The following is a 19,538-nucleotide window of genomic DNA, read 5'->3' on the forward strand; positions in this document are numbered from 1 at the left end:
AGACCCTGGAGCGAACGTAAGTGAGTGAAGCGGCTCATCGGACGCCCCCTGGAAAGGACGTTGGCGGAACGGAAATCAACCCCTCACCTTGCCAAGTTGCTTTTTCTGCCGTTGACATCATCTTTTTTCAACAACATGAATAGTACATATTGTACTATTTTTTTAACTATTTCGACAATCAATCTATGATATGAAGCAAATCCACATAATTAACGCAAGTAAAGTGGCGAACAGTGTCGGAATGGTAAGAATAACACCGATTTTAAAATACTGTCCCCAGCTAATTTTAATGCCTTTCTGGGCTAATATATGCAGCCATAGCAATGTTGCCAGTGAGCCAATCGGTGTCATTTTTGGACCTAAATTCGTACCGATTACATTGGCATAAATCAGTCCCTCTTTCATCATGCCTGTTGCACTCGTTTCGGAAATTGCTAATGCATCAATCATAACAGTAGGTAAATTGTTCATGACAGCAGACAAAATGGCAGCAACAAAACCCATCGTCATCGTTGCTACTACAAACCCCTGCTGTATAGCTTGCTCTAATAAATTTGCTAGCAATCCTGTCATCCCTACATTTTTCAAGCCATAGACAACCACATACATGCCAATTGAGAAGAACACAATACTCCATGGCGCTCCTTTTACAACCCTCTTTGTATCTACAACAGAACTACGCTGTGCAAGCCATAAGAAAATAGCAGCGACCCCACATAAAATAAAGGATACAGGGATATGTAAAATCTCACCAGCTACGAATCCCACTAACAGAATCGCAATGACAAACCAAGCGATCGAAAATAATTTGGGATCTCGGATTGCCAGCTTTGGTTGCTCAACTGCCTCAAGAGAATAGTGTCGTGGAATGGAACGACGAAAAACAATGTAAAGGACTACTATACTTGCCACTAACGAAAAGAAATTCGGTACGACCATATGAACTGCATAATCTATAAAGCCGATGTCAAAAAAATCAGCTGATACGATATTCGTTAAATTGCTAATAACAAAAGGTAAGGAGGTTGTGTCTGCTATAAAACCACTTGCAATAATAAATGGAAAGATCATTTTTTCAGTCAAGTTCAGTTTCCTCACCATCGCTAAAACGATCGGCGTTAGTATTAAAGCACCCCCATCATTAGCAAACAAAGCCGATACAACAGCTCCAAGGCAACTAATATAAACAAATAAGCGAATTCCGCTTCCCTTTGCAAGTCGTGCCATATGTAGAGCCGCCCATTCAAAAAAGCCAATTTCATCTAAGATAAGTGAAATTAAAATAATGCCAATAAATGATAGCGTTGCATTCCAAACAATTCCAGTTACCTCTAACACATCATGCCATGTTACTACTCCTATTAATAGTGCTATAGCTGCTCCTATACAGGCCGACCAGCCAATTGATAGTTTTCGTGGTTGCACTATGACAAAAAATAACGTAACTAAAAATAAAATAATAGCTAAAGCAGTCTGCATCGTTTTCCTTTCCTCCCCTAATTAAAAACCAGTAGCTTAAATGCTACTGGTTTACTCAAGTTATTGATCTGTTTATTCGCCTAAATCTGCATTGTGGAAGACGTTTTGTACATCTTCTAAATCTTCTAATGCATCGATTAGTTTTTCAAACTTCGCTACATCGTCGCCAGTTAAAGTCACTTCTGTTTGAGGAAGCATAGAAAGCTCTGCTACTGTAAATTCTTCTACGCCCGCAGCTTTCAATGCTTCTTGTGTCGCAAAGAATTGATCTGGTTCTGCATAAATAATAACCGCTTCTTCTTCTTCTAGAATATCGCGAGCATCAATATCCGCTTCCATTAAAATCTCTAGTACTTCATCAGCCGTTTTACCTTCTAAGCCGATAACTGCTGTTGAATCGAACATATAAGCTACAGATCCACTAACACCCATATTCCCGTTATTTTTACCAAATGCTGCACGTACATCAGAGGCTGTACGATTTACATTGTTTGTTAAAGCATCCACGATAATCATTGTGCCAGCTGGTCCAAAGCCTTCATAACGTAATTCATCAAAGTTTTCATCACCGCCACCTTTTGCTTTATCGATGGCTTTTTCTATAATATGTTTTGGAACACTGTATGTTTTTGCGCGTTCAAGCACTACTTTAAGTGCACGGTTTGACTCTGGATCTGGTTCGCCTGATTTAGCTGCCACATAAATTTCTCGCCCAAATTTTGCATTAATACGGCTTGTGCTTTGATCTTTAGACGCTTTCTTTTCTTTAATATTGTTCCACTTACGACCCATTGTTTCCACTCTCTTTCAAAAGATAATTTATAAAAATAATAGATACACAGTTGCATATCTGTAAATGGTAATTAAATACTTATCGTATCTTTACTCTGCAAATAATAACACAATGATGCTTACAAAGCTAGATATACCAATGTTTAAGGTAGCATTTTTCTGAAGAAATCGCTGTTAAAATTTACGTTTTTAGCGCCACCTTACAACAGCTCTTGTTTAATTTTTGCTAGTAATGCCTGACAGCCTTCTTGTACTAAATCATAGGTTTCCTGAAAATCACCTGTATAGTAAGGGTCAGGGACATCTTTGCCATGCGCTGTTAAATCTAAAAAACGAAAAACCTTTGGTGAGTGAGGGTTACCTAGCATCGTTCGGATATTGCGAATATTGCTTTCATCCATACCAATAATATAAGCGAACTTTTCAAAATCAGCCTTTAGTAATTGTCGACCTTGCATGCCTATTGTGGAAATACCGTATTCCTTAAGCTTATCCTGTGTACCCCGATGAGGAGGTTCACCGATATGCCATGAGCTAGTGGCAGCAGAATCCACTTCAATTTTTTCTTCTAAATGCTCTTTCTTCACCAAGTCACGCATGACCGCCTCTGCCATGGGAGAGCGACAAATATTACCTAAACATACGAAAAGTACTCGAATCATTTTATTTTCCTCCTACAACAAAGCACTCAAAATCAATTTGATTCTGAGTGCCATTTGCTTTTATTTTACGGGAATACGTTTTTGTAATTCTTCTGTTAGCGCGACTAGCTCATGCTCAAGGTGTTGAGTAAACTGCTCACGACCTTCTTTGCCCTTACCTGTTACATAAAATGGCTCACCATAAATTAAATAGCCTTTGCCACGCTTCATCACATCACCAGCATTACGCGCACCAACGTAAGCAGCTGGAACGATTTGCGCCTTTGCCAATTGTGCAATGGTAATGGCTCCTTGCTTTAAATCCGTTCCTTCTGTGCTGCGTGTACCAGAGGGGAAAATCCCTACAATTTTACCTTCCTTCAATAACTGTGAAGGAATTTTAATCACGCTCGGCCCAGGATTATCACGGTCTACTGGAAAAGCATTTAAATGCTTAACAAGCCAGCCAAGCCCTTTCATTTCAAATAATTGCTTCTTTGCCATAAAGTGAATTTCACGAGGGTACATGGCTACACCAAGGTTTAAAATATCAACATAGCCTGTATGTGTACAAGCGATAATAAACCCGCCCTCTTTCGGCAAGTTTTCTTCTCCATATACACGAGCCTTTGAACCCATTAATTTTAATATTACTTTGACAACATTTGCTGCTAGTTTATACACTGTTACATTCCTACCTTATTCAATGTTTATTCCCATTGTAATCGAAAAGACCAGTATACTGCAATTGCAGGTGACCAACTTAACCCTTCCCTACTAACAGATCCACATCAATCGTAATTTCATTTAAGACAATGGCTGTTTCCTCTTTTTTATGCCAGCCCATTGGTGTCATCTCTAATAACGCAGGTACTAGTTCTTTTGCAAGCGGTAAAGTATAAGTTACACGTTCTACATTTACCTCCCGAAAGCTAGCCTGAAAACGAGCCACAATTTGTTCATTGGAGTAAGTTTCCTTGTTTGAATCTGCATATAATTGAGCACGCAGCTCCTGCAAATAGCCACTTTGCGGTACAACCTTTACAAGACAGCCATTCGGTGTAAGAAGTCGTTTAAACTCCTCATAATTTGCAGGCGATAAAATATTTAAAATCGCATCAAAGCTTGCTTTAGCAAATGGACTTTTGGCTAAATCACCTACACACCAAATTTGTTGTGGATAATGACGTGCGGCAGCCAAAATACCCTCCTTTGCTATGTCGATACCAATGCCAACACCATGATCTGTATCTTTCATAATGCGAGCTAAATGTGATCCCTCTCCACAACCAGTATCTAGCACCGTTTTTGCAGAGGTTATAAGCTCACCGATTCGCGCTTCTACAGCATCATAAATTCCACTATCAATAACAGCCTTGCGGGATTCAAAGAGACCCTTACTATATTTAGAAGCAGCGTTATGTGTCAGCATGTTGACATAGCCCTGCTTCGCAATATCAAAAGAATGATTAGAAGAACAAACCAATCTCCCCTGCTCATAGACATGCATTGATTGCTGACATATAGGACAAGCAAAAAGTGTGATATGTTGATCCATTAATGCTGCTCCTATAGCACGTTTAGATAATGCGCCCATTTCTATGCCTCCTTCTCGTCGTTCGGTGAAACGAGAGCATAACGCTCCCATTTACGGCTTTTCCATCTAAAGTATACGATAATTGCACGTACCCATTCATCTGCTGAAATCGCTAGCCAAATTCCGACCAAGCCCCAATCCAACACAAATACAAATAAATAGCCAAGCGGAAGACTCATGCAAACCATCGATAGAAAACCAATTTTCACAGGGAATCTGGCATCTCCAGAAGCACGTAAAGAGTTAATAACAACGATATTCATCGTGCGGCCAGTCTCTAGTAAAATACTTAGAGCTAACACGGACGCTCCAATCTTAATGACCTCTGGATTATCAGTAAAAACTTGCATGAGGGGCTTACGGAAAATCGTAACGACCGCGACCATAATAATCGTAAAAACAAATGCTGCACGAACACTTTTCCATAGCTGATGATACGCCTCATCTTTCTCTCCTGCACCTACATGACGACCAATAATAATGGCGGTTCCTGTACCAATGGCAATTGCAAATAAATACGTAAACATCGAAATATTCATAGCATACTGTCGTGCTGCTAGTGTTTCTGCGCCTAAGTAAGTCGCATAATATAAAAAGATGATCTGACAAAACTGATAAAGTACCTGCTCAAATGCAGATGGTAAACCAATGTTTAGTATTTTCCTTACATATTCCTTTGAATACTCAAAATAATATTGTAACTTCACGCGCACTTCCATTACCTGATATAGCAACCAGAAAAATACTAGTACAGCTAAAGCGCGGCTAATGACAGAGGAAATAGCCGCTCCTTTCACACCAAGCTCTGGTAAACCTAAATTCCCAAATATAAGACCGTAGTTTAGCACAACATGTAAGACGTTCATGCCAAATGATACGTACATAGTTTGTTTTGTCCAACCATGAACACGAATAATTGCAGCAAGTGCATTAATAATTGCCTGTAGGAAAATAAAACTCCCAATGATGACTAAGTAACTTTGTGCATAGTGGAGTACTTCTCCCTGCAAGTTCATCATCGTCATCAAATGTCTCGCAAAGAAGAAAAATAAAATACTCATTAAAAGTCCAACGACCAAATTCATTGTGACCGCTAACGCCGATATCTTCGCTGCTTCAAAAAAGCGTCTTGAACCTAAATACTGTGAAACAACAATAGATGCACCATTGCCCACTACTTCCAGTATCAAGATAGCTATATGGATATATTGATTGGCTGCACCTACTCCTGATACAGCATTATCTGATAAAGCACTGAGCATAAAAGTATCGGCTAGTCCCATCAACATAAATAGAAATACTTCTAAGAAGATAGGCCATGTTAAATGGAATAGACTTAACTTATTTGTCTCTTTAATTGTGTCTGCCAATACTTTCACTTCTCCTATATTTTCTTAAAAATCTATTGTATCTTATCACAAATTTTCAGACTGTAAAGAGGTTTATAGGAAGACAGCGCTTCCACGTAAAAAATCCCTTTCACTTAAGTGTGAAAGGGGCCATTTTAAATTAAGCAATAGGATTGCAATTGCTCTCGTTTTTCAATTGTTAGGCCAAACTCCTGCTCTAAAAACCCAGTCTTTGAACCATAATGGCGATCCATAGCTTCCAATGCTGCTTGTAAATAGTCTTCGCGAGCGGACATTAATGCATAAAATTGCTGTAGCTCTTGGTCATTATACTGATGCTGAATAGCCTGAACCATTCTTTCTACCATTGGACGTAAATGTATATTCGTATCTAAATAGTCTTCCATAATCGTCTCCTCAGGGACATCTAAAGCTAGCAATATAAGGGCCCCTCCTATCCCTGTTCGGTCTTTTCCGACTGCACAATGATGAACAAGTCCTAAATTATCAGGGTTTTGAATAGTTAGCATTAACTCTTTAAATGAAGGATTATTAAACGGCATTTGTGCATAAAAATCCCGGAACATTTCAGGGCTCACTACTTTATAGAAATCTCTCCCCCCAGCATTTGTAGGCATTTCAAAAGAATGATTGCCCTTCGCTGGAATTTGAATATATTGAGCGTGTGAGAACACAGGGTTAGGATTATGATACGCCTCACTGTTATCACGATAATCAAAAATGGTTTTAATCCCTAACGTTTCAAATAGCTCTTTATCCGCCAGTGTCATTTTCCCAAGAGCTGCTGAGCGGTAAAATAAACCGTTCTTTACCCTACGTCCATCACTTGTCTTATACCCACCCATGTCTCGGAAATTATAGACTGCCTCAAATGGAATCGCCTTTGTCTCTAATTGTTCCAATCACTACACCTCCTAAAATGATCGAGCATACTTACTTTTATTTTAAAGAACAAACTAAATTAATTCCAATTTTCACGCTAGGTAATAATTAAAACCACATCAAAAATGCTAGCTGAAAGGCTTACAGCTAGCATGGAAACATTTCTTATTTAAATAACTCTGGATATACAGCCTTCGCTACTAATTCTACAGCTTCACCGATACGTGGACCAGGTCGATTCGAGATATCTGTATCAAGAGATAATACCGCTTTGTTTTGAATAGCTGTCACAGTATTCCAACCATCACGCGCAAGAATTTCTCCTATTGGATCTTCTGTATAGTTTACTGTCGTTAAAATAACGTCTGGGTTTTTCGCAATCACATCTTCCTCAGAAACTTGCGCCCAACTATTCAATTCAGAAAAAACATTATTAACATTAGCTGCATCTAGTATTTCTTGTTGGAAAGTGCTAGAGCCCGCTGTATAAATGTCTGGCTTAGGGCTAACCTCTAAATAAACATTTTTCGGCGTCTTTACGTCTTTCACCTTCGTTTGTACTTCAGCAATTTTCGCTTTAATCTCTTCGTTTAATTTACTTCCTTGATCAGCAACATCCATCACAGCAGCAATTTGTTCGATATCTCCATAAACATCATCGAAAGTAGTCGCAGATTGAATAACAAACACTTTAATTCCTGCATCTTCAAGCGGCTTTAGTGCATCCTTATCACCGATTGTATAAGCAATGACAACATCTGGCTTTAACGCTAAAATTCGTTCACTGTTAAAATTCGTAGTATCAGAGACACGTTCAATTTTTTGTGCTTCCTCTGGGTAAGTATCGTACTCAGTTGCCCCTACAATTTTATCGCCAACACCTAGAGCAAACAAGATTTCAGTATTACTTGGTTGTAATGATACAACTGTTTTTGGAACTTCATTAAATTCTATTTCAACACCACGGTCATCTGTCACTTTATAGCTTGTTTTCTCTGTGTGTTGTGTATCCTGTGAAGCATCTTTGTTTTTTGTATCTTCAGCAGTGCCACAGCCTGCTAACATCAGTGCAAGTAAGAGCACTGATAGCCATTGGAATTTAAATACTTTCTTCATTATTATTCTCCTTTTTCTTTTTCATTGGGTATGATTTACTAATAAATGGTATTTCAGCTATTCCTGTTTGCTGATTCATAAAAACAGCCATGACAAAACATACATTAGCTAATAAGCCAAGGTAATCGAAAAGAATAGCAGGAACCGCTCGTTCTTCTGATACTTTGTGTAAGGTACGATATGATTTTTTTGCTTCACTGCGGCAAAGATGTAAAGCAGCAGCGGCCTCAGTTCCTTGAGGTAAAACAAAACTTTGAATCTCTTCCTTCACATGACCAACGTAAAAGTCATAACGCTCACTTAACCAAGATAAATCCTCTTCAGTTACTGCTAGTTTTCCACGAACTGAGCCATTGACATGATAAGCCATAGGTAAAATAAGCATTAAATCCTCTTCAACAACTTGAATATCCTCTTTTTTTACTGCAGCTAATGCAACTCCTAGATGTGTTGTGAGGCTATCCGTTCGAATTTCAAAATCGACCGTTGAAGCTTTCTCACGCATAAATGGATAACAAGAATAACGTGCATCTTTTTTCACTTGCTGTCCCCCCTACTTTCTATAATGAAAAATTCTTACATGAAAGGCATAAAAAAAGCCGCTCCTTTTGCAAAGGAACGACAAAAATAACATAATGATCGCCATCAAGCTCGACTTAGCCTATGTTTTTGCCGTATATCCTCCTAGCTTCCGAGAAGTTTTTATACGTTCAAATAAAGGTCGGTCTCCTGGCTTGTACAGTTCATTACATGAAACGAATGAGTTATAAAGAACCTTCCCATCTTCTTTGAGACAGTGGTAAATCTTTATAATGGCTGTACTTACAGTTGCGGAAACAGCTCCGGTTTTTCACCGGATTCCCGATTATGCTAACTAGCACCTTTATTCTGCAAGAATAATTCATTTGTAAAGCAGTTTATCATATATGATTCAGAAAAAATAGTTGTGCTGCGCATGGATAACTTTAAACATCCAGCAATATTTCTACTTTAAGAGAAAATTTAAAACCATTTTATAAGTTTTTACATTATTAAAAAAATTTATAGACTATAATAGTGTTTCAATTGCCTGTTCGATATCGAGCTGAGAATCTGTTGGCTCAAAGCGTGCGACAGTCTTACCACCAGCATCTACTAGAAACTTTGTAAAGTTCCAGCGAATATTACGACCATCTAAAAAGCTTGGGGCAAGTTGAACAATTGCTTCAGCAAGCATTTTCTCTTGCATACTTGCCTTACCAAATTCTCGAAAATTCGCTTCATGCTTTAAATAATTAAAGAGTGGATGTGTAGCCTCACCATTCACCTGTACAAGCTCAAAAATCGGGAATGTGACTCCATAGTTCACCTTGCAAAGATGCTTAGTTTCCTCCCCATCTTCAGGATTTTGATGACCAAATTGATCACAGGGGAAGCCAAGGACTACAAAATTTTCTTTCCCATATTTATCATACATTTTTTGTAAATCTTCAAATTGATATGTAAATCGGCATTGATTTGCCGTGTTAACAATTAACATTGTTTTTCCACGATATGTTTCCATCGATAAAATTTCACCATTAGGCTTCCGTACTAGATAATTATAAATGCTCATGCCATAACCCCTTATAGTTTTTCGTTTATTATAGTTGACTAGTCAACAGATCATCAAAGAATTTGCCCAAAAAAACACCATCTCGCTACTTTGAACGGATGGCTGACTTATACTTCTTTTTATATTTAGCATCTTGCTCTTCATTAATTAAACGATGGGCAATGTCTAATAATTTCGAGTCATTTGTTTGATCATATAGCTTTTTAAATGACATAATAATATCCTGTCGAATGAGAGATGGCTGCTTTTCATCTATACATGTTTGAAATCTTTTAGCTAGATATGACACAACCAGATCTCTTTGTACCTGTCCTGCTTGCCCAATTTTCCAAATTGCTTGTAATGCATGCCTTGCTGTGACGGATTGTTCGTCATAAGTCACAGCCCAAATCTTTAAGAAATCCTCCAATACCCTTTCTTCTGGATCACTTTTTGCAGCTAAAGCGCATAAAATTTGTGCAGCACGTGCACGAGAATATCCATTTTTGTATGTAAGTGCTTTTATTAGCTGTTCCCAAACTGCATATGTCCAATCTACGGGTTCCTGCATAATCTTCAATAATTCCTCGTAAGATTCATATTGAATATCGCGATCATGCTCTGTTAGATTATTAAAAAGTTGCAGAATCTCTTTTTCCATAATTTATCCCTACCTTTATTGTTTCAGAACGTAATAAAATTTGATTTATGGTACACTTAACTTAATTTTTTTCGCAAAGAAGGTGAGTTTATGAATAAATTTAATGCTAGGAAATTGATTTTTCGGTTGATTGTGATTTTATCCCTACTTATAGCTGCCTATTTTGTTATCCCTGTGTCCATGCCTTTAATATTCGCTGGGATTAGTGCATTTTTCTTAGAACCAATTGTCATGTTCTTTAAGCGGAAATGGAAAATGTCACGGAAAATAGCAGTTGCTTTTATTTACATAGTGAGTGTTATTGTTATATCTATTATTTGCTATCTTTCCATTACACAAATCATGACGCAAATAATTTTACTGTCTAAGCAAGCTCCCTATTATATTTCCAAGCTATCAGATATGTGGCTTCATATGCAAGAAAATATTTCTAAATACACAGAAGACTTTCCACCTGAAGTAAGTACTTCGCTTCAAAAAACCACAATGGATTTCATTAAGAAAGTTGAAGAATTCTTTTTAAGCTTCTTTAATTATAGCAAAGTTTCAGCATTCTTTTCAGAGATTCCCAGCCTATTTATCAGTCTTCTCGTTTATATGATTGCTCTATTCCTATTTATGCTTGATTTGCCTAAGTTAAAGCAAATCACTTATAAATATTTAAAGCCAAATACGGCAAAAAAGATAAAAATTATTTTAAATCGCTTAAAAGATGCAACATTTGGCTATATGAAGGCGCACTTATTTGTAAGCTTTATCATTGGAGGCGTCACACTCATTGGACTGCTATTAATCCAACCGAAATATGCGGTAACGATGACGATTATTATCTGGTTAATAGATATTGTACCATTCCTAGGCTCCATCATTATTTTAGCGCCATGGGGGCTCTATCACCTTTTGATGGGAAACACATCTATAGCTGTAAAATTATTCATCTTAGCTGCTATTTTACTGATTATTCGTCGAGTAGTCGAGCCTAAATTAATGGGAGACCATATCGGTTTATCTACTTTGCCGACATTAATTGCCATGTTCATAGGCCTACAGTTATTTGGTATTATCGGCTTACTCGTTGGCCCATTTGTTATTATATTCTTTATTGCTTTAAAAGAGACAGGTGTCATCAAAGTAAATTTTAAAATTTGATAGCAATCTATATGTTCGAAAGTCTCTCTTCAAAATCAACATAAAAAGGTCATCTTTGTATATTTTTCTCTACAAAGATGACCTTTTCCGTATGTCAATCGTCTATATGATAGTGAGGCTTATTGAATACGACCAAAGCCTACTAAGTATTGATTCCACCAATCAAGTGATTCAATTACAACACCATTGTTTTGAGCATCGATCATCGTGTTGTTACCTAAATAAATACCTACGTGTGCTACACCTGAACCATAGCTGAAGAATACTAGATCTCCAACACGTGCTTCACTTGCTGAAACGCGTTGTGTTGCTAAATATTGTTGTGATGCTGTACGTGGTAAAGAAACACCTGCTTGTTTATAAGACCACTGTACAAGACCTGAACAGTCAAAACCTGTTGATGGGTTGCTACCACCCCAAACATATGGACGTCCTAAAAATTGTTTAGCTGTTGAAATGGCATCTCCTGAAGAGACAGTACCAGCTCCTGACCCAACAATAATTTTTTGTGGTTCGCCACCACCATTATTTTGAGTTGCTTGTACTACTGGTGTAGCTGCTTGAAGAGCACGTAAACGAGCTGCTTCTTCTTCAGCTGCTTTACGCTCTGCTTCTAAACGTTCTTCTTCTTGTTTCGTTGCAATTTCAGCTTTTAATGCAAGTGATTTCGCTTCGTTTTCAGCTTTCTTCACTTCCATTTCGCTTTCCTTTTGTTGAAGCTCTTGGAATTGTTTTTGAAGTTCTTTTTGTTTTTCATCTAATGTAGCTTTTTGTTGCTCTAAGCTTGCTTTATCCGCTTCCTGTTGATCCACTAATTCTTGGTCAGCATCCATTAATGTTTTTACCGCTACGACACGGTCCATTAAATCTGCAAAGCTTTTTGCTTCAAGAACTACGTTTAAATAAACACCTACAGTGTTGTCTTGTGCTTGGTATGCAGCCATACGTTCACTTAAAATTTTTGAACGTTGCTCAATGCGTTTTTGTGTTTCAACAATACTAGCATCCACTTCTTTAATATCAGCTTGCACTTGTTTAAATACCTTTACTTTTGCGTCGATCTCTTGTTGTAATTTTGTTAGTTCTTCTTGTAATTTTTTAATTTGTGCATCTATCTCAGCCTTTTTCTCAATCATTTGTTGAGAAGTTTCTTCGGCTTGTACTTCTGTTGGTTGAATTGTATTAAATAATAAGCCGCCAGCTAGTGCCAATGCTAGCACCATCGACTTACGCCATTTGTTACGCTTAGCCACGTTACCTTCATTTCCCTTCATCTATCAATTTCGCTCTCGATATTCTATGTAATCACTTGAACGATTTCTATTTTAATCAAATGTTCTTATATTTATTTTAGCCTTTTAAAGTTTAGCATTTTCTACATAACTTTTATACTATTTCATGTCTATTTAATACATTAGTAAAACTCGAAATATTTCTGTAACATTCGCACTTAAACTACATTATTCTACAAAACACTGTTTTCTTCTACACAAGGAAACTATTAGCTAATTCGACATTAGACCCAGCTAATAGTTTGTAATGGTTTTGTAATATTTCATGGTATCAAATAAAAAAAGGTAGGGGAAAAATTTCCCTACCTACTGCTTCATTGACCTTAATGCTTGTATAGATAATCTCACTAACAAAATAGCACATAAAAATAAACCTAAATAAGCCGCTGTGTTCAAATATACCGCATAAGAATCATGGATAAATTGTGAAATAGCTAAGAGAGCGACAGATATAATACCAAAGGTTATCCCCACCAGCAGCAATACAAATCGAGAGAACAAATGTGTAATAAAACGGGCATTATGTTCATCCGAAAAAACATCATGATGTAAAATGATTTTTCCACTTTCAACCCGCTGAATGAGCTGATCGACTCTTCTAGGCATTTTACGTAAAGTTGGTATCAGCATGGATAATTCTTCTTGCAGACGCTCCTTAGTTGCCATCGGTTCTTTAAATGGCTTTAGGAAAGAGGCACGCATATATGTAGCAGAAAAATCCTTTGCCTCTGTAAAAATATCAAAACGTGGATCAATTACCCGTAGTGTGCCATCTAGCGTCACTAAGGAGCGGAGAGCCAATCCCACCGCTGGATAAAATGCAAGTCCAAAATCTCTTACCACTGTAAATAGCGCATGAATTAATTCTTCAGTAGGTATACGGTCAACATAGGAAATTTTCAGTAATATTTGATCGATTGCCTGCTCCATTCTAGCACGTTCTGCATGATCAGCATTTTCCACTAATAATGTTAAACCATCATATAAAACGCTTGAATCATTCAGCTGAATGCCCATTAAAAATAACTTCAAGCCTTCTTGCTGTGTTGCACCTAAGCGTCCTACTGCCCCAAAATCAAGCAAGACTGGCGTGCCATCTGTTTCATCTATGTGGATATTCCCTGGATGTGGGTCTGCATGAAAAATACCTGAGAATAACATTTGCTCAAAAAATGAATACAGTACTGTTCTTGCAAACGACCTACGATCAATAGACAAACGATTGAACTCAGATGCCCCATCTGCCACACTTTGTCCGCGAATATACTCCATCACAATGATATTTTCATTACTGTAAGGCGTAAATATTTTAGGAATTCGAACCTTGTAATCACTTTTCGCTAGCGCATTCTTCACCTGTAGCGTATTACGTACTTCAATATCTAAATGAATCTCCTCACGTAGTCCATCTGCAAATCCACCAGCCAACTCTCGAAAGCCTAATGATTCTGCCCAGGTCGATTTTGTAGATAGCCAATTAGCAAATTCCTCTAAAATTTCAAGATCATCGCGCATAATTCCCTTTACTTCTGGACGCAATAGCTTGACTACCACCTCTTCATAATTTTTAAGCCGCGCTTTATGCACCTGGCCAATAGAAGCTGCTGCAATGGGCTCCATTTGAAATTGACTAAATATTTCGTCCATGGATTGTGGAAGAGACCTCTCTAAAATTTGTTTCACTTGCTCCTCCGGTAAAGGCTTTACTCGGTGTTGAAGCCTTTCTAACTCATCAATAAAAATAGGTGAAAAAAGTTCTTTTCGTGTGGAGAGCACCTGGCCAAATTTGATAAAAATCCCACCACATTGTTCTAGTGTTGCTCGCAAAGCAATCGCAAGCTCTTTTTCATTTTCCCGTTGCCTCGCATATTTAATCGTTTGTACGACACCGTTTGTAACAGCAATTTTTAATACCTGACGCAGACGTTTCTGCTGTCGCCAATAGCTACGCAATCGCAATAATAAAGATTTTTGGCCGTTACGGCGATCTCCATTTGTAATGCCACTTGGGTCAAAAAGCTCAAATACCAAATAAAGCAACATCGAAATGAGTAGCATACTTCCAATCCAAATCAGTGTGCTTACCTCTGTAACTGTTTGCATCATCGTTTCTGACAAAAAATCTGTATGGCGCAGATAAGAATACCAGTAAACAAAAGAGGTTAATGTCACGCTAATAACGACTGAAAGCACTCTTCGCACAAAATTGATATTTGAGCCAATTAATCGTCCACTCACAATATAAATCAAACCCGATACTACAAGGATTTGGATTAAAAACTTCAAAAAGATCAACAGTGTCACCCCCTGTGCCATTTCCATTTCCTACTACCGCTAGTATAGCAAATTTGTGCACCAACTTTCTTTAACAAGGAACACCTCGGAAAATTTATTAAGTCTATACCTTGATAAAATACCTATAAGGGTATATTATTTATTTGTAGCATTAAACTACATATTTCATTAGTAATTTGAAACAAAACCCTTATTTAATAGCTTTTAAATACCCCATTATGTATTTACTAAGAAAAGGAGTGTTTACAATTGAGTAAAAAATTTTTAGTAGTTGGTGGCGTTGCAGGTGGTGCCTCCACAGCAGCACGTATTCGCCGTCTCGATGAAAAGGCAGAAATTATTATGTTCGAAAAAGGGCCGAATGTTTCATTCTCTAATTGTTCTCTACCCTTCCATTTAAGCGGGATTGTTGAAAATAGCGACAAATTAATTTTAATGACACCTCAAGGCTTTCAAACAAAATACAATATTGAGGCTCGTGTTCAGCAAGAAGTTGTACACATTAATCGAAAGCAAAAAACCATCACCATTAAGGATTTAAAAACGAATAGAGATTATGAGGAAAGTTACGATACGTTAGTGCTATCCCCAGGAGCAAGTCCTATCGTTCCTGACTTAGAGGGCATTCATTCTAAGCACGTCTTTACCATTCGAAATGTGGTGGATATTGACCGTTTAAATCGATATCTACAAACAGATAATGTACAAGATATTGCAGTGATTGGTGGGGGCTTCATTGGTGTAGAGGTAGCGGAAAATTTGAAGCTAGCAGGCTATAATGTATCTCTAGTTGAATTCGGGCAACAAATTATGGCCCCTTTTGATTATAACATGGCTCAAATATTACACAAAGAAATGACCGATAAAGGGGTTCAAGTCATTGTCAATGACGGTCTTGCAAAAGTTGCACCAGATTATGTGGCGTTGAATTCGGGCAAACAATTGAAAGCACAAGCAGTTGTATTAGCAATTGGTGTTCGCCCTGAAATCCGCTTAGCTCAAGAGGCCGGGCTAACAATCGGCGAACTCGGAGGTATTCAAGTTGATGCTAATTACGTGACATCTGATTCTTCCATATACGCCGTTGGAGATGCGATTGAAGTTTTCCATCAGCTTACCCATAAACAGACACGCCTCGCTTTAGCTGGTCCCGCTCAACGACAAGCACGTGCTGCAGCTAATCATATGTATAACATCCCTCATCACAACAAAGGAGTCATCGGATCTTCAAGTGTACAAATTTTCGACCTTGTATGTGCCACAACGGGTTTGAATGAAAAAACAGCCCTAGCAAATGGATTCCAGGCAAACAGTGTTTATTTGATAGCTCCCGATAAAGTAGGTTTAATGCCAAATAGTAATCCACTTCACTTCAAGCTTGTTTATGAAACACCAACAGGTAAAATCCTTGGAGCCCAAGCTATTGGTAAAGGTAATGCAGATAAACGGATTGATGTTATAGCTACCCTCATCACAACGGGCGGTACTTTAGAAGATTTGAAGGAGCTAGAGTTAAGCTATTCTCCAATGTTTAGCACCGCTCGTGATATTGTCAATTTGGCAGCTCTTGTAGCTCAAAATCTATTACACGGACACTTCAAACAGGTAAAAGTTGATGAAGTAAGAAAACTCATTGAAAATCATGCCTACATCCTAGACGTACGCGAAAAGAATGAATTTGAATGTGGTCATCTTATCAATGCGCACAATATACCTTTAAGTGAACTTCGGGAAAGAATGAATGAGATACCGAAGGATCAACCAGTGTATGTACATTGCCGATCCGGTCAACGTAGCTATAATGCTGTCATGGCCCTTCAGAATAGCGGTTTTTCTAATGTCTTTAATGTAAGTGGATCATTCCTTGGCATTTGCTTATATGAATATTTTACAGATATCACAACGAACAGAGATAAAATTGTTACAGCTTATAATTTTAATTAAGCGAAAAGGGATGCCATTCACACAGCATCCCTTTTCGTTAATTTGTAGACAGTACTTTTTCCCAATCAATCGTACCATTTTTAATTTGTTCGCGTTTTTCTTTATTCATGATATCATTTGGACGCCCGCCTTTTGGCCAGTCTTTTTCATGGTTTGCCCACTCTGGACGATCTTGCAATAAAATAAAGGCAGCTAAATCAGCAGCTTCTTGATCTGTTAAAGTCCCAGCTGCACCTACTGGCATATTATTTTGAATATAACCAGCCATTTTTGACATACGTGCCATACCCGCTCCATCATTAAAGGAATTATCTCCCCATAAAGCTGGACCAGTATTGGCACCTGTACCAGCGCCATCAGCTGCATGACAGGCTATACATGACTGTGCATAAAGCTCCTCACCGTCGGCAACATTCGGAATCGGGACATTTTTCATATCACTAGTGCCTGCCCATTCACGTTTTGCGCCAATTGGAACACCTTCAGAAATATACGCGAAATACGCTACCATAGCCTCTAGCTCATCACTATTCATTTCAAATTTTTTACCATTCATACTGCGAACCATACAGCCATTAATGCGCTCTTCTATTGTAACCACACCACCTGAGCGTCCAATGTATTGTGGATAATTTGCCATTACACCTACTAATGATGAGGCTTGCTCGTCATAGCCAGCACCTGCATGACAGCTTGTGCAGGATAGTTGGTTTCCTACATACTCATCTGCCGCAACATGCGTGTTATTAACAAGTTCATAGCCATATAATATTGCTTCTTTCATTGGACCATCTGGTACTTCATCAATACTCGGCGGAGCATAGACCACTGACTGAGCAGCTGCTGTTGTTGGTACATGCGTTTGCACTGTCGCTTCTTTCTCACTCGCATTCGAATCAACTGAAATTTTGTCACTGACAAACGTCCCAACAAAAATGGCGCCTGCTAACAGTACTGTTCCTGCTACTCCCGCTACTATAGGTTTCATCTATAATACCCCCCTTTGTATTCTCACTTATATTTTAGCAACATAACAATTTATTGGATGTGATTTTTCTCACACTACAATAAAATAGAACCATTCAGATGATAAAAATGGTTAAATTATACATTTAATTTTGTTCTATAACACAGAAAACAAGACTTAATACCTCTTGCAGTATACATTTATTTCTAATCAAAAAATGTCGAGTACAAATATGCACTCGACATTTTTTAAAGTTTTTTATAGTTTACATTGGCCATTAGCACATGCCGATTCTCCATTACCATTTATCGTTACAGTTGGCTGAATACCAGCTATTTCAGCAGTTTGATGCAAAGTTCGCACAAACACTTCATTCGGCTCAGCACCTTTAATACCGTAACGATTTTCAAATACAAAGAACGGTACACTCCGCACGCCAAGTTGCTGTGCATCATAGCGATCCTTGTCTAGCTCTTCACTAAAATCAGTTGAAGCTAATATTCCCTCCGCAACTTCTCTAGCCAAATCCAATTGCACAATAACATTTAATAAAAATTCATCGTTATTTAAATCTTCACCATCTTTAAAATAACCAGCCATTAGTGCTTCAGTATAAGCGGCTGCTTTACCAAATTGCTGCGTCCACTTCGCTAAACGATGAGCCTTTTCTGTATGCGCTGTTGTCATCTTAGCAAAATCATACTGCAAACCAACTTCCGTTGCTCTCATAGCTATACCCTTGACCATATTTTCCACTTCTTCTAGCGCAACATCATATTTTTTAGCCATCGCCTCATAAAAGGATGGTGCATTCAATTTCGGTGTATCCAGGCCTATTTGAAATGCTTTATATTCTATTTCCACTTGTCCTGTATAGCCTGCAATGTCAATTGCCCGTTCAAGCTCTCGCTTACCAATATAACAATATGGACATGTAAAATCGGAAAAGACTTCAATTTTCATTACCATACCCCCTTATAATATATCCATCCAAATTTTAATAGCCGTCGCTAATATAAGAACGGCTAAAATAATTTGTAGGAATTTTGTATTTAACTTGCCCCCTACTTTCGCACCTAGAGGAGCCGCTATTAGACTAGATACAATTAGAATGAGGGCTGGATAATATTCAACTTGTCCTGTCATCAATTTCCCGACGGTACCTCCTATTGAGGAGATAAACGTAATAGCAAGGCTTGACGCAATGGTCATTCGAGTGGGAATGCCTAAGACAACAAGCATGATTGGTACTAATAAAAATCCACCAGCTGCCCCCACAATCCCGGAACCGATCCCAACAATGAAAGCTAATAGGACCGCCCATGGTTTATTAAATGTAACAGCCTGCATCGGTTGATCATCAATTTGCTTTTTCGGTATGAACATCATCACAGCTGCAATTAACGCAAGAATTCCATAGACAATGTTAATGCCAGACTCTGATAAAAATTTTGAACCGAAGCTACCTATAAAGCTTCCCGTTAATATGGCACTCCCCATATAAATAATAAGTGATTTATTTAAATATCCGCCTTTGCGATAGACCCAAACACCAGAAAGAGCAGCAAAAAGTACTTGAATCGCACTAATCCCTGACACTTCATGTGCCGAAAAGGCCGCAAATCCTAGTAATGGCGGTATATAGAGTAGCATTGGGAAATTGATGATGGCACCGCCAATACCTAACATCCCTGATACAAATGAACCGAGAAAACCAATAAGTAAAATGGTTAAGATCCATGCAATATCCATTTATTTTTCCTTCTTTCTGGCTGTATTC

At 38.1% G+C, this 19,538-nt stretch carries 18 protein-coding genes and 1 riboswitch; of the genes, 2 read left to right on the plus strand and 16 right to left on the minus strand.

The annotated features are described in order from the left end of the window. Positions 1 to 183 precede the first annotated feature (183 nt). The 11 genes from MHB40_RS23140 to MHB40_RS23190 all read right to left on the minus strand — a co-directional run bounded on the left by MHB40_RS23140 (position 184) and on the right by MHB40_RS23190 (position 10,111). Positions 184 to 1,479, minus strand: a complete 1,296-nt coding sequence (locus MHB40_RS23140) for an arsenic transporter (protein WP_342533527.1) — start codon at positions 1,477 to 1,479, stop codon at positions 184 to 186. Between the two features lie 72 nt (positions 1,480 to 1,551). Then, entirely contained in the window at positions 1,552 to 2,271 is a 720-nt protein-coding gene (locus MHB40_RS23145) for a YebC/PmpR family DNA-binding transcriptional regulator (RefSeq protein WP_016992915.1), read from the minus strand. Positions 2,272 to 2,471: 200 nt separating this feature from the next. Continuing rightward, complete coding sequence (locus tag MHB40_RS23150) at positions 2,472 to 2,933, minus strand: low molecular weight protein-tyrosine-phosphatase (protein ID WP_342441848.1); 462 nt, start codon at positions 2,931 to 2,933, stop codon at positions 2,472 to 2,474. A 60-nt stretch (positions 2,934 to 2,993) separates the two neighbouring features. Further along, positions 2,994 to 3,596 (minus strand): 1-acyl-sn-glycerol-3-phosphate acyltransferase, encoded by a 603-nt coding sequence (locus tag MHB40_RS23155; RefSeq protein ID WP_205445963.1) that lies wholly within the window; start codon positions 3,594 to 3,596, stop codon positions 2,994 to 2,996. Positions 3,597 to 3,675: 79 nt separating this feature from the next. Further along, positions 3,676 to 4,509 carry a putative RNA methyltransferase gene (locus MHB40_RS23160; RefSeq protein WP_342441849.1) on the minus strand — a complete coding sequence of 278 codons (834 nt, stop codon included), beginning with the start codon at positions 4,507 to 4,509 and terminating at the stop codon, positions 3,676 to 3,678. Between the two features lie 2 nt (positions 4,510 to 4,511). Further along, the gene (locus MHB40_RS23165; protein ID WP_205445965.1) at positions 4,512 to 5,879 is read right to left on the minus strand and encodes an MATE family efflux transporter; all 1,368 of its coding nucleotides are present in this window, start codon (positions 5,877 to 5,879) and stop codon (positions 4,512 to 4,514) included. Between the two features lie 134 nt (positions 5,880 to 6,013). Then, positions 6,014 to 6,781, minus strand: coding sequence for a tyrosine-protein phosphatase (locus tag MHB40_RS23170; protein ID WP_342441850.1), 768 nt, complete (start codon positions 6,779 to 6,781; stop codon positions 6,014 to 6,016). 145 nt (positions 6,782 to 6,926) lie between these two features. Next, positions 6,927 to 7,877 carry a cobalamin-binding protein gene (locus tag MHB40_RS23175; RefSeq protein ID WP_342441851.1) on the minus strand — a complete coding sequence of 317 codons (951 nt, stop codon included), beginning with the start codon at positions 7,875 to 7,877 and terminating at the stop codon, positions 6,927 to 6,929. Further along, a complete protein-coding gene (locus tag MHB40_RS23180; protein WP_342441852.1) occupies positions 7,861 to 8,418 on the minus strand; it encodes a hypothetical protein in 558 nt (185 codons plus the stop codon). The genes MHB40_RS23175 and MHB40_RS23180 overlap by 17 nt, the downstream gene beginning before the upstream one ends. Positions 8,419 to 8,578: 160 nt before the next feature. Next, a riboswitch (cobalamin riboswitch) is annotated at positions 8,579 to 8,777 on the minus strand. Positions 8,778 to 8,925: 148 nt separating this feature from the next. Then, positions 8,926 to 9,471, minus strand: a complete 546-nt coding sequence (locus MHB40_RS23185; protein ID WP_342441853.1) for a glutathione peroxidase — start codon at positions 9,469 to 9,471, stop codon at positions 8,926 to 8,928. Positions 9,472 to 9,556: 85 nt separating this feature from the next. After that, on the minus strand, positions 9,557 to 10,111 hold the full coding sequence (locus MHB40_RS23190) for a hypothetical protein (RefSeq protein ID WP_205445970.1): 555 nt from the start codon (positions 10,109 to 10,111) through the stop codon (positions 9,557 to 9,559). 90 nt (positions 10,112 to 10,201) lie between these two features. Between MHB40_RS23190 and ytvI the strand changes: the two genes are divergently transcribed. After that, positions 10,202 to 11,260, plus strand: coding sequence for a sporulation integral membrane protein YtvI (ytvI, locus tag MHB40_RS23195; RefSeq protein WP_342441854.1), 1,059 nt, complete (start codon positions 10,202 to 10,204; stop codon positions 11,258 to 11,260). A 119-nt stretch (positions 11,261 to 11,379) separates the two neighbouring features. Here ytvI and MHB40_RS23200 read toward each other — a convergent pair whose 3' ends face one another. Continuing rightward, the gene (locus tag MHB40_RS23200) at positions 11,380 to 12,534 is read right to left on the minus strand and encodes an NlpC/P60 family protein (protein ID WP_342441855.1); all 1,155 of its coding nucleotides are present in this window, start codon (positions 12,532 to 12,534) and stop codon (positions 11,380 to 11,382) included. A 324-nt stretch (positions 12,535 to 12,858) separates the two neighbouring features. Further along, complete coding sequence (locus MHB40_RS23205) at positions 12,859 to 14,847, minus strand: AarF/UbiB family protein (RefSeq protein WP_342443782.1); 1,989 nt, start codon at positions 14,845 to 14,847, stop codon at positions 12,859 to 12,861. A gap of 249 nt (positions 14,848 to 15,096) precedes the next feature. Between MHB40_RS23205 and MHB40_RS23210 the strand changes: the two genes are divergently transcribed. Then, a complete protein-coding gene (locus MHB40_RS23210) occupies positions 15,097 to 16,791 on the plus strand; it encodes an FAD-dependent oxidoreductase (protein ID WP_342441856.1) in 1,695 nt (564 codons plus the stop codon). A gap of 37 nt (positions 16,792 to 16,828) precedes the next feature. On the opposite strand, the gene MHB40_RS23215 is transcribed toward MHB40_RS23210, so the two are convergent. The 3 genes from MHB40_RS23215 to MHB40_RS23225 all read right to left on the minus strand — a co-directional run bounded on the left by MHB40_RS23215 (position 16,829) and on the right by MHB40_RS23225 (position 19,510). Continuing rightward, complete coding sequence (locus tag MHB40_RS23215; protein WP_342441857.1) at positions 16,829 to 17,779, minus strand: c-type cytochrome; 951 nt, start codon at positions 17,777 to 17,779, stop codon at positions 16,829 to 16,831. Between the two features lie 237 nt (positions 17,780 to 18,016). Then, positions 18,017 to 18,721 carry a DsbA family oxidoreductase gene (locus MHB40_RS23220; protein ID WP_342441858.1) on the minus strand — a complete coding sequence of 235 codons (705 nt, stop codon included), beginning with the start codon at positions 18,719 to 18,721 and terminating at the stop codon, positions 18,017 to 18,019. Positions 18,722 to 18,733: 12 nt separating this feature from the next. Beyond that, entirely contained in the window at positions 18,734 to 19,510 is a 777-nt protein-coding gene (locus tag MHB40_RS23225) for a sulfite exporter TauE/SafE family protein (RefSeq protein WP_342441859.1), read from the minus strand. Positions 19,511 to 19,538: the final 28 nt, after the last annotated feature.

Source organism: Lysinibacillus sp. FSL K6-0057 (genome assembly GCF_038630885.1).
Classification (GTDB): domain Bacteria; phylum Bacillota; class Bacilli; order Bacillales_A; family Planococcaceae; genus Lysinibacillus; species Lysinibacillus fusiformis_F.

Coding starts and splice junctions, on each gene's coding strand:
- MHB40_RS23145 (WP_016992915.1), bottom strand. CDS start 2,271: ATGGGTCGTAAGTGGAACAATATTAAAGAAAAGAAAGCGTCTAAAGAT.
- MHB40_RS23215 (WP_342441857.1), bottom strand. CDS start 17,779: ATGAAACCTATAGTAGCGGGAGTAGCAGGAACAGTACTGTTAGCAGGC.
- MHB40_RS23160 (WP_342441849.1), bottom strand. CDS start 4,509: ATGGGCGCATTATCTAAACGTGCTATAGGAGCAGCATTAATGGATCAA.
- ytvI (WP_342441854.1), top strand. CDS start 10,202: ATGAATAAATTTAATGCTAGGAAATTGATTTTTCGGTTGATTGTGATT.
- MHB40_RS23140 (WP_342533527.1), bottom strand. CDS start 1,479: ATGCAGACTGCTTTAGCTATTATTTTATTTTTAGTTACGTTATTTTTT.
- MHB40_RS23185 (WP_342441853.1), bottom strand. CDS start 9,471: ATGAGCATTTATAATTATCTAGTACGGAAGCCTAATGGTGAAATTTTA.
- MHB40_RS23225 (WP_342441859.1), bottom strand. CDS start 19,510: ATGGATATTGCATGGATCTTAACCATTTTACTTATTGGTTTTCTCGGT.
- MHB40_RS23150 (WP_342441848.1), bottom strand. CDS start 2,933: ATGATTCGAGTACTTTTCGTATGTTTAGGTAATATTTGTCGCTCTCCC.
- MHB40_RS23220 (WP_342441858.1), bottom strand. CDS start 18,721: ATGAAAATTGAAGTCTTTTCCGATTTTACATGTCCATATTGTTATATT.
- MHB40_RS23190 (WP_205445970.1), bottom strand. CDS start 10,111: ATGGAAAAAGAGATTCTGCAACTTTTTAATAATCTAACAGAGCATGAT.
- MHB40_RS23200 (WP_342441855.1), bottom strand. CDS start 12,534: ATGAAGGGAAATGAAGGTAACGTGGCTAAGCGTAACAAATGGCGTAAG.
- MHB40_RS23175 (WP_342441851.1), bottom strand. CDS start 7,877: ATGAAGAAAGTATTTAAATTCCAATGGCTATCAGTGCTCTTACTTGCA.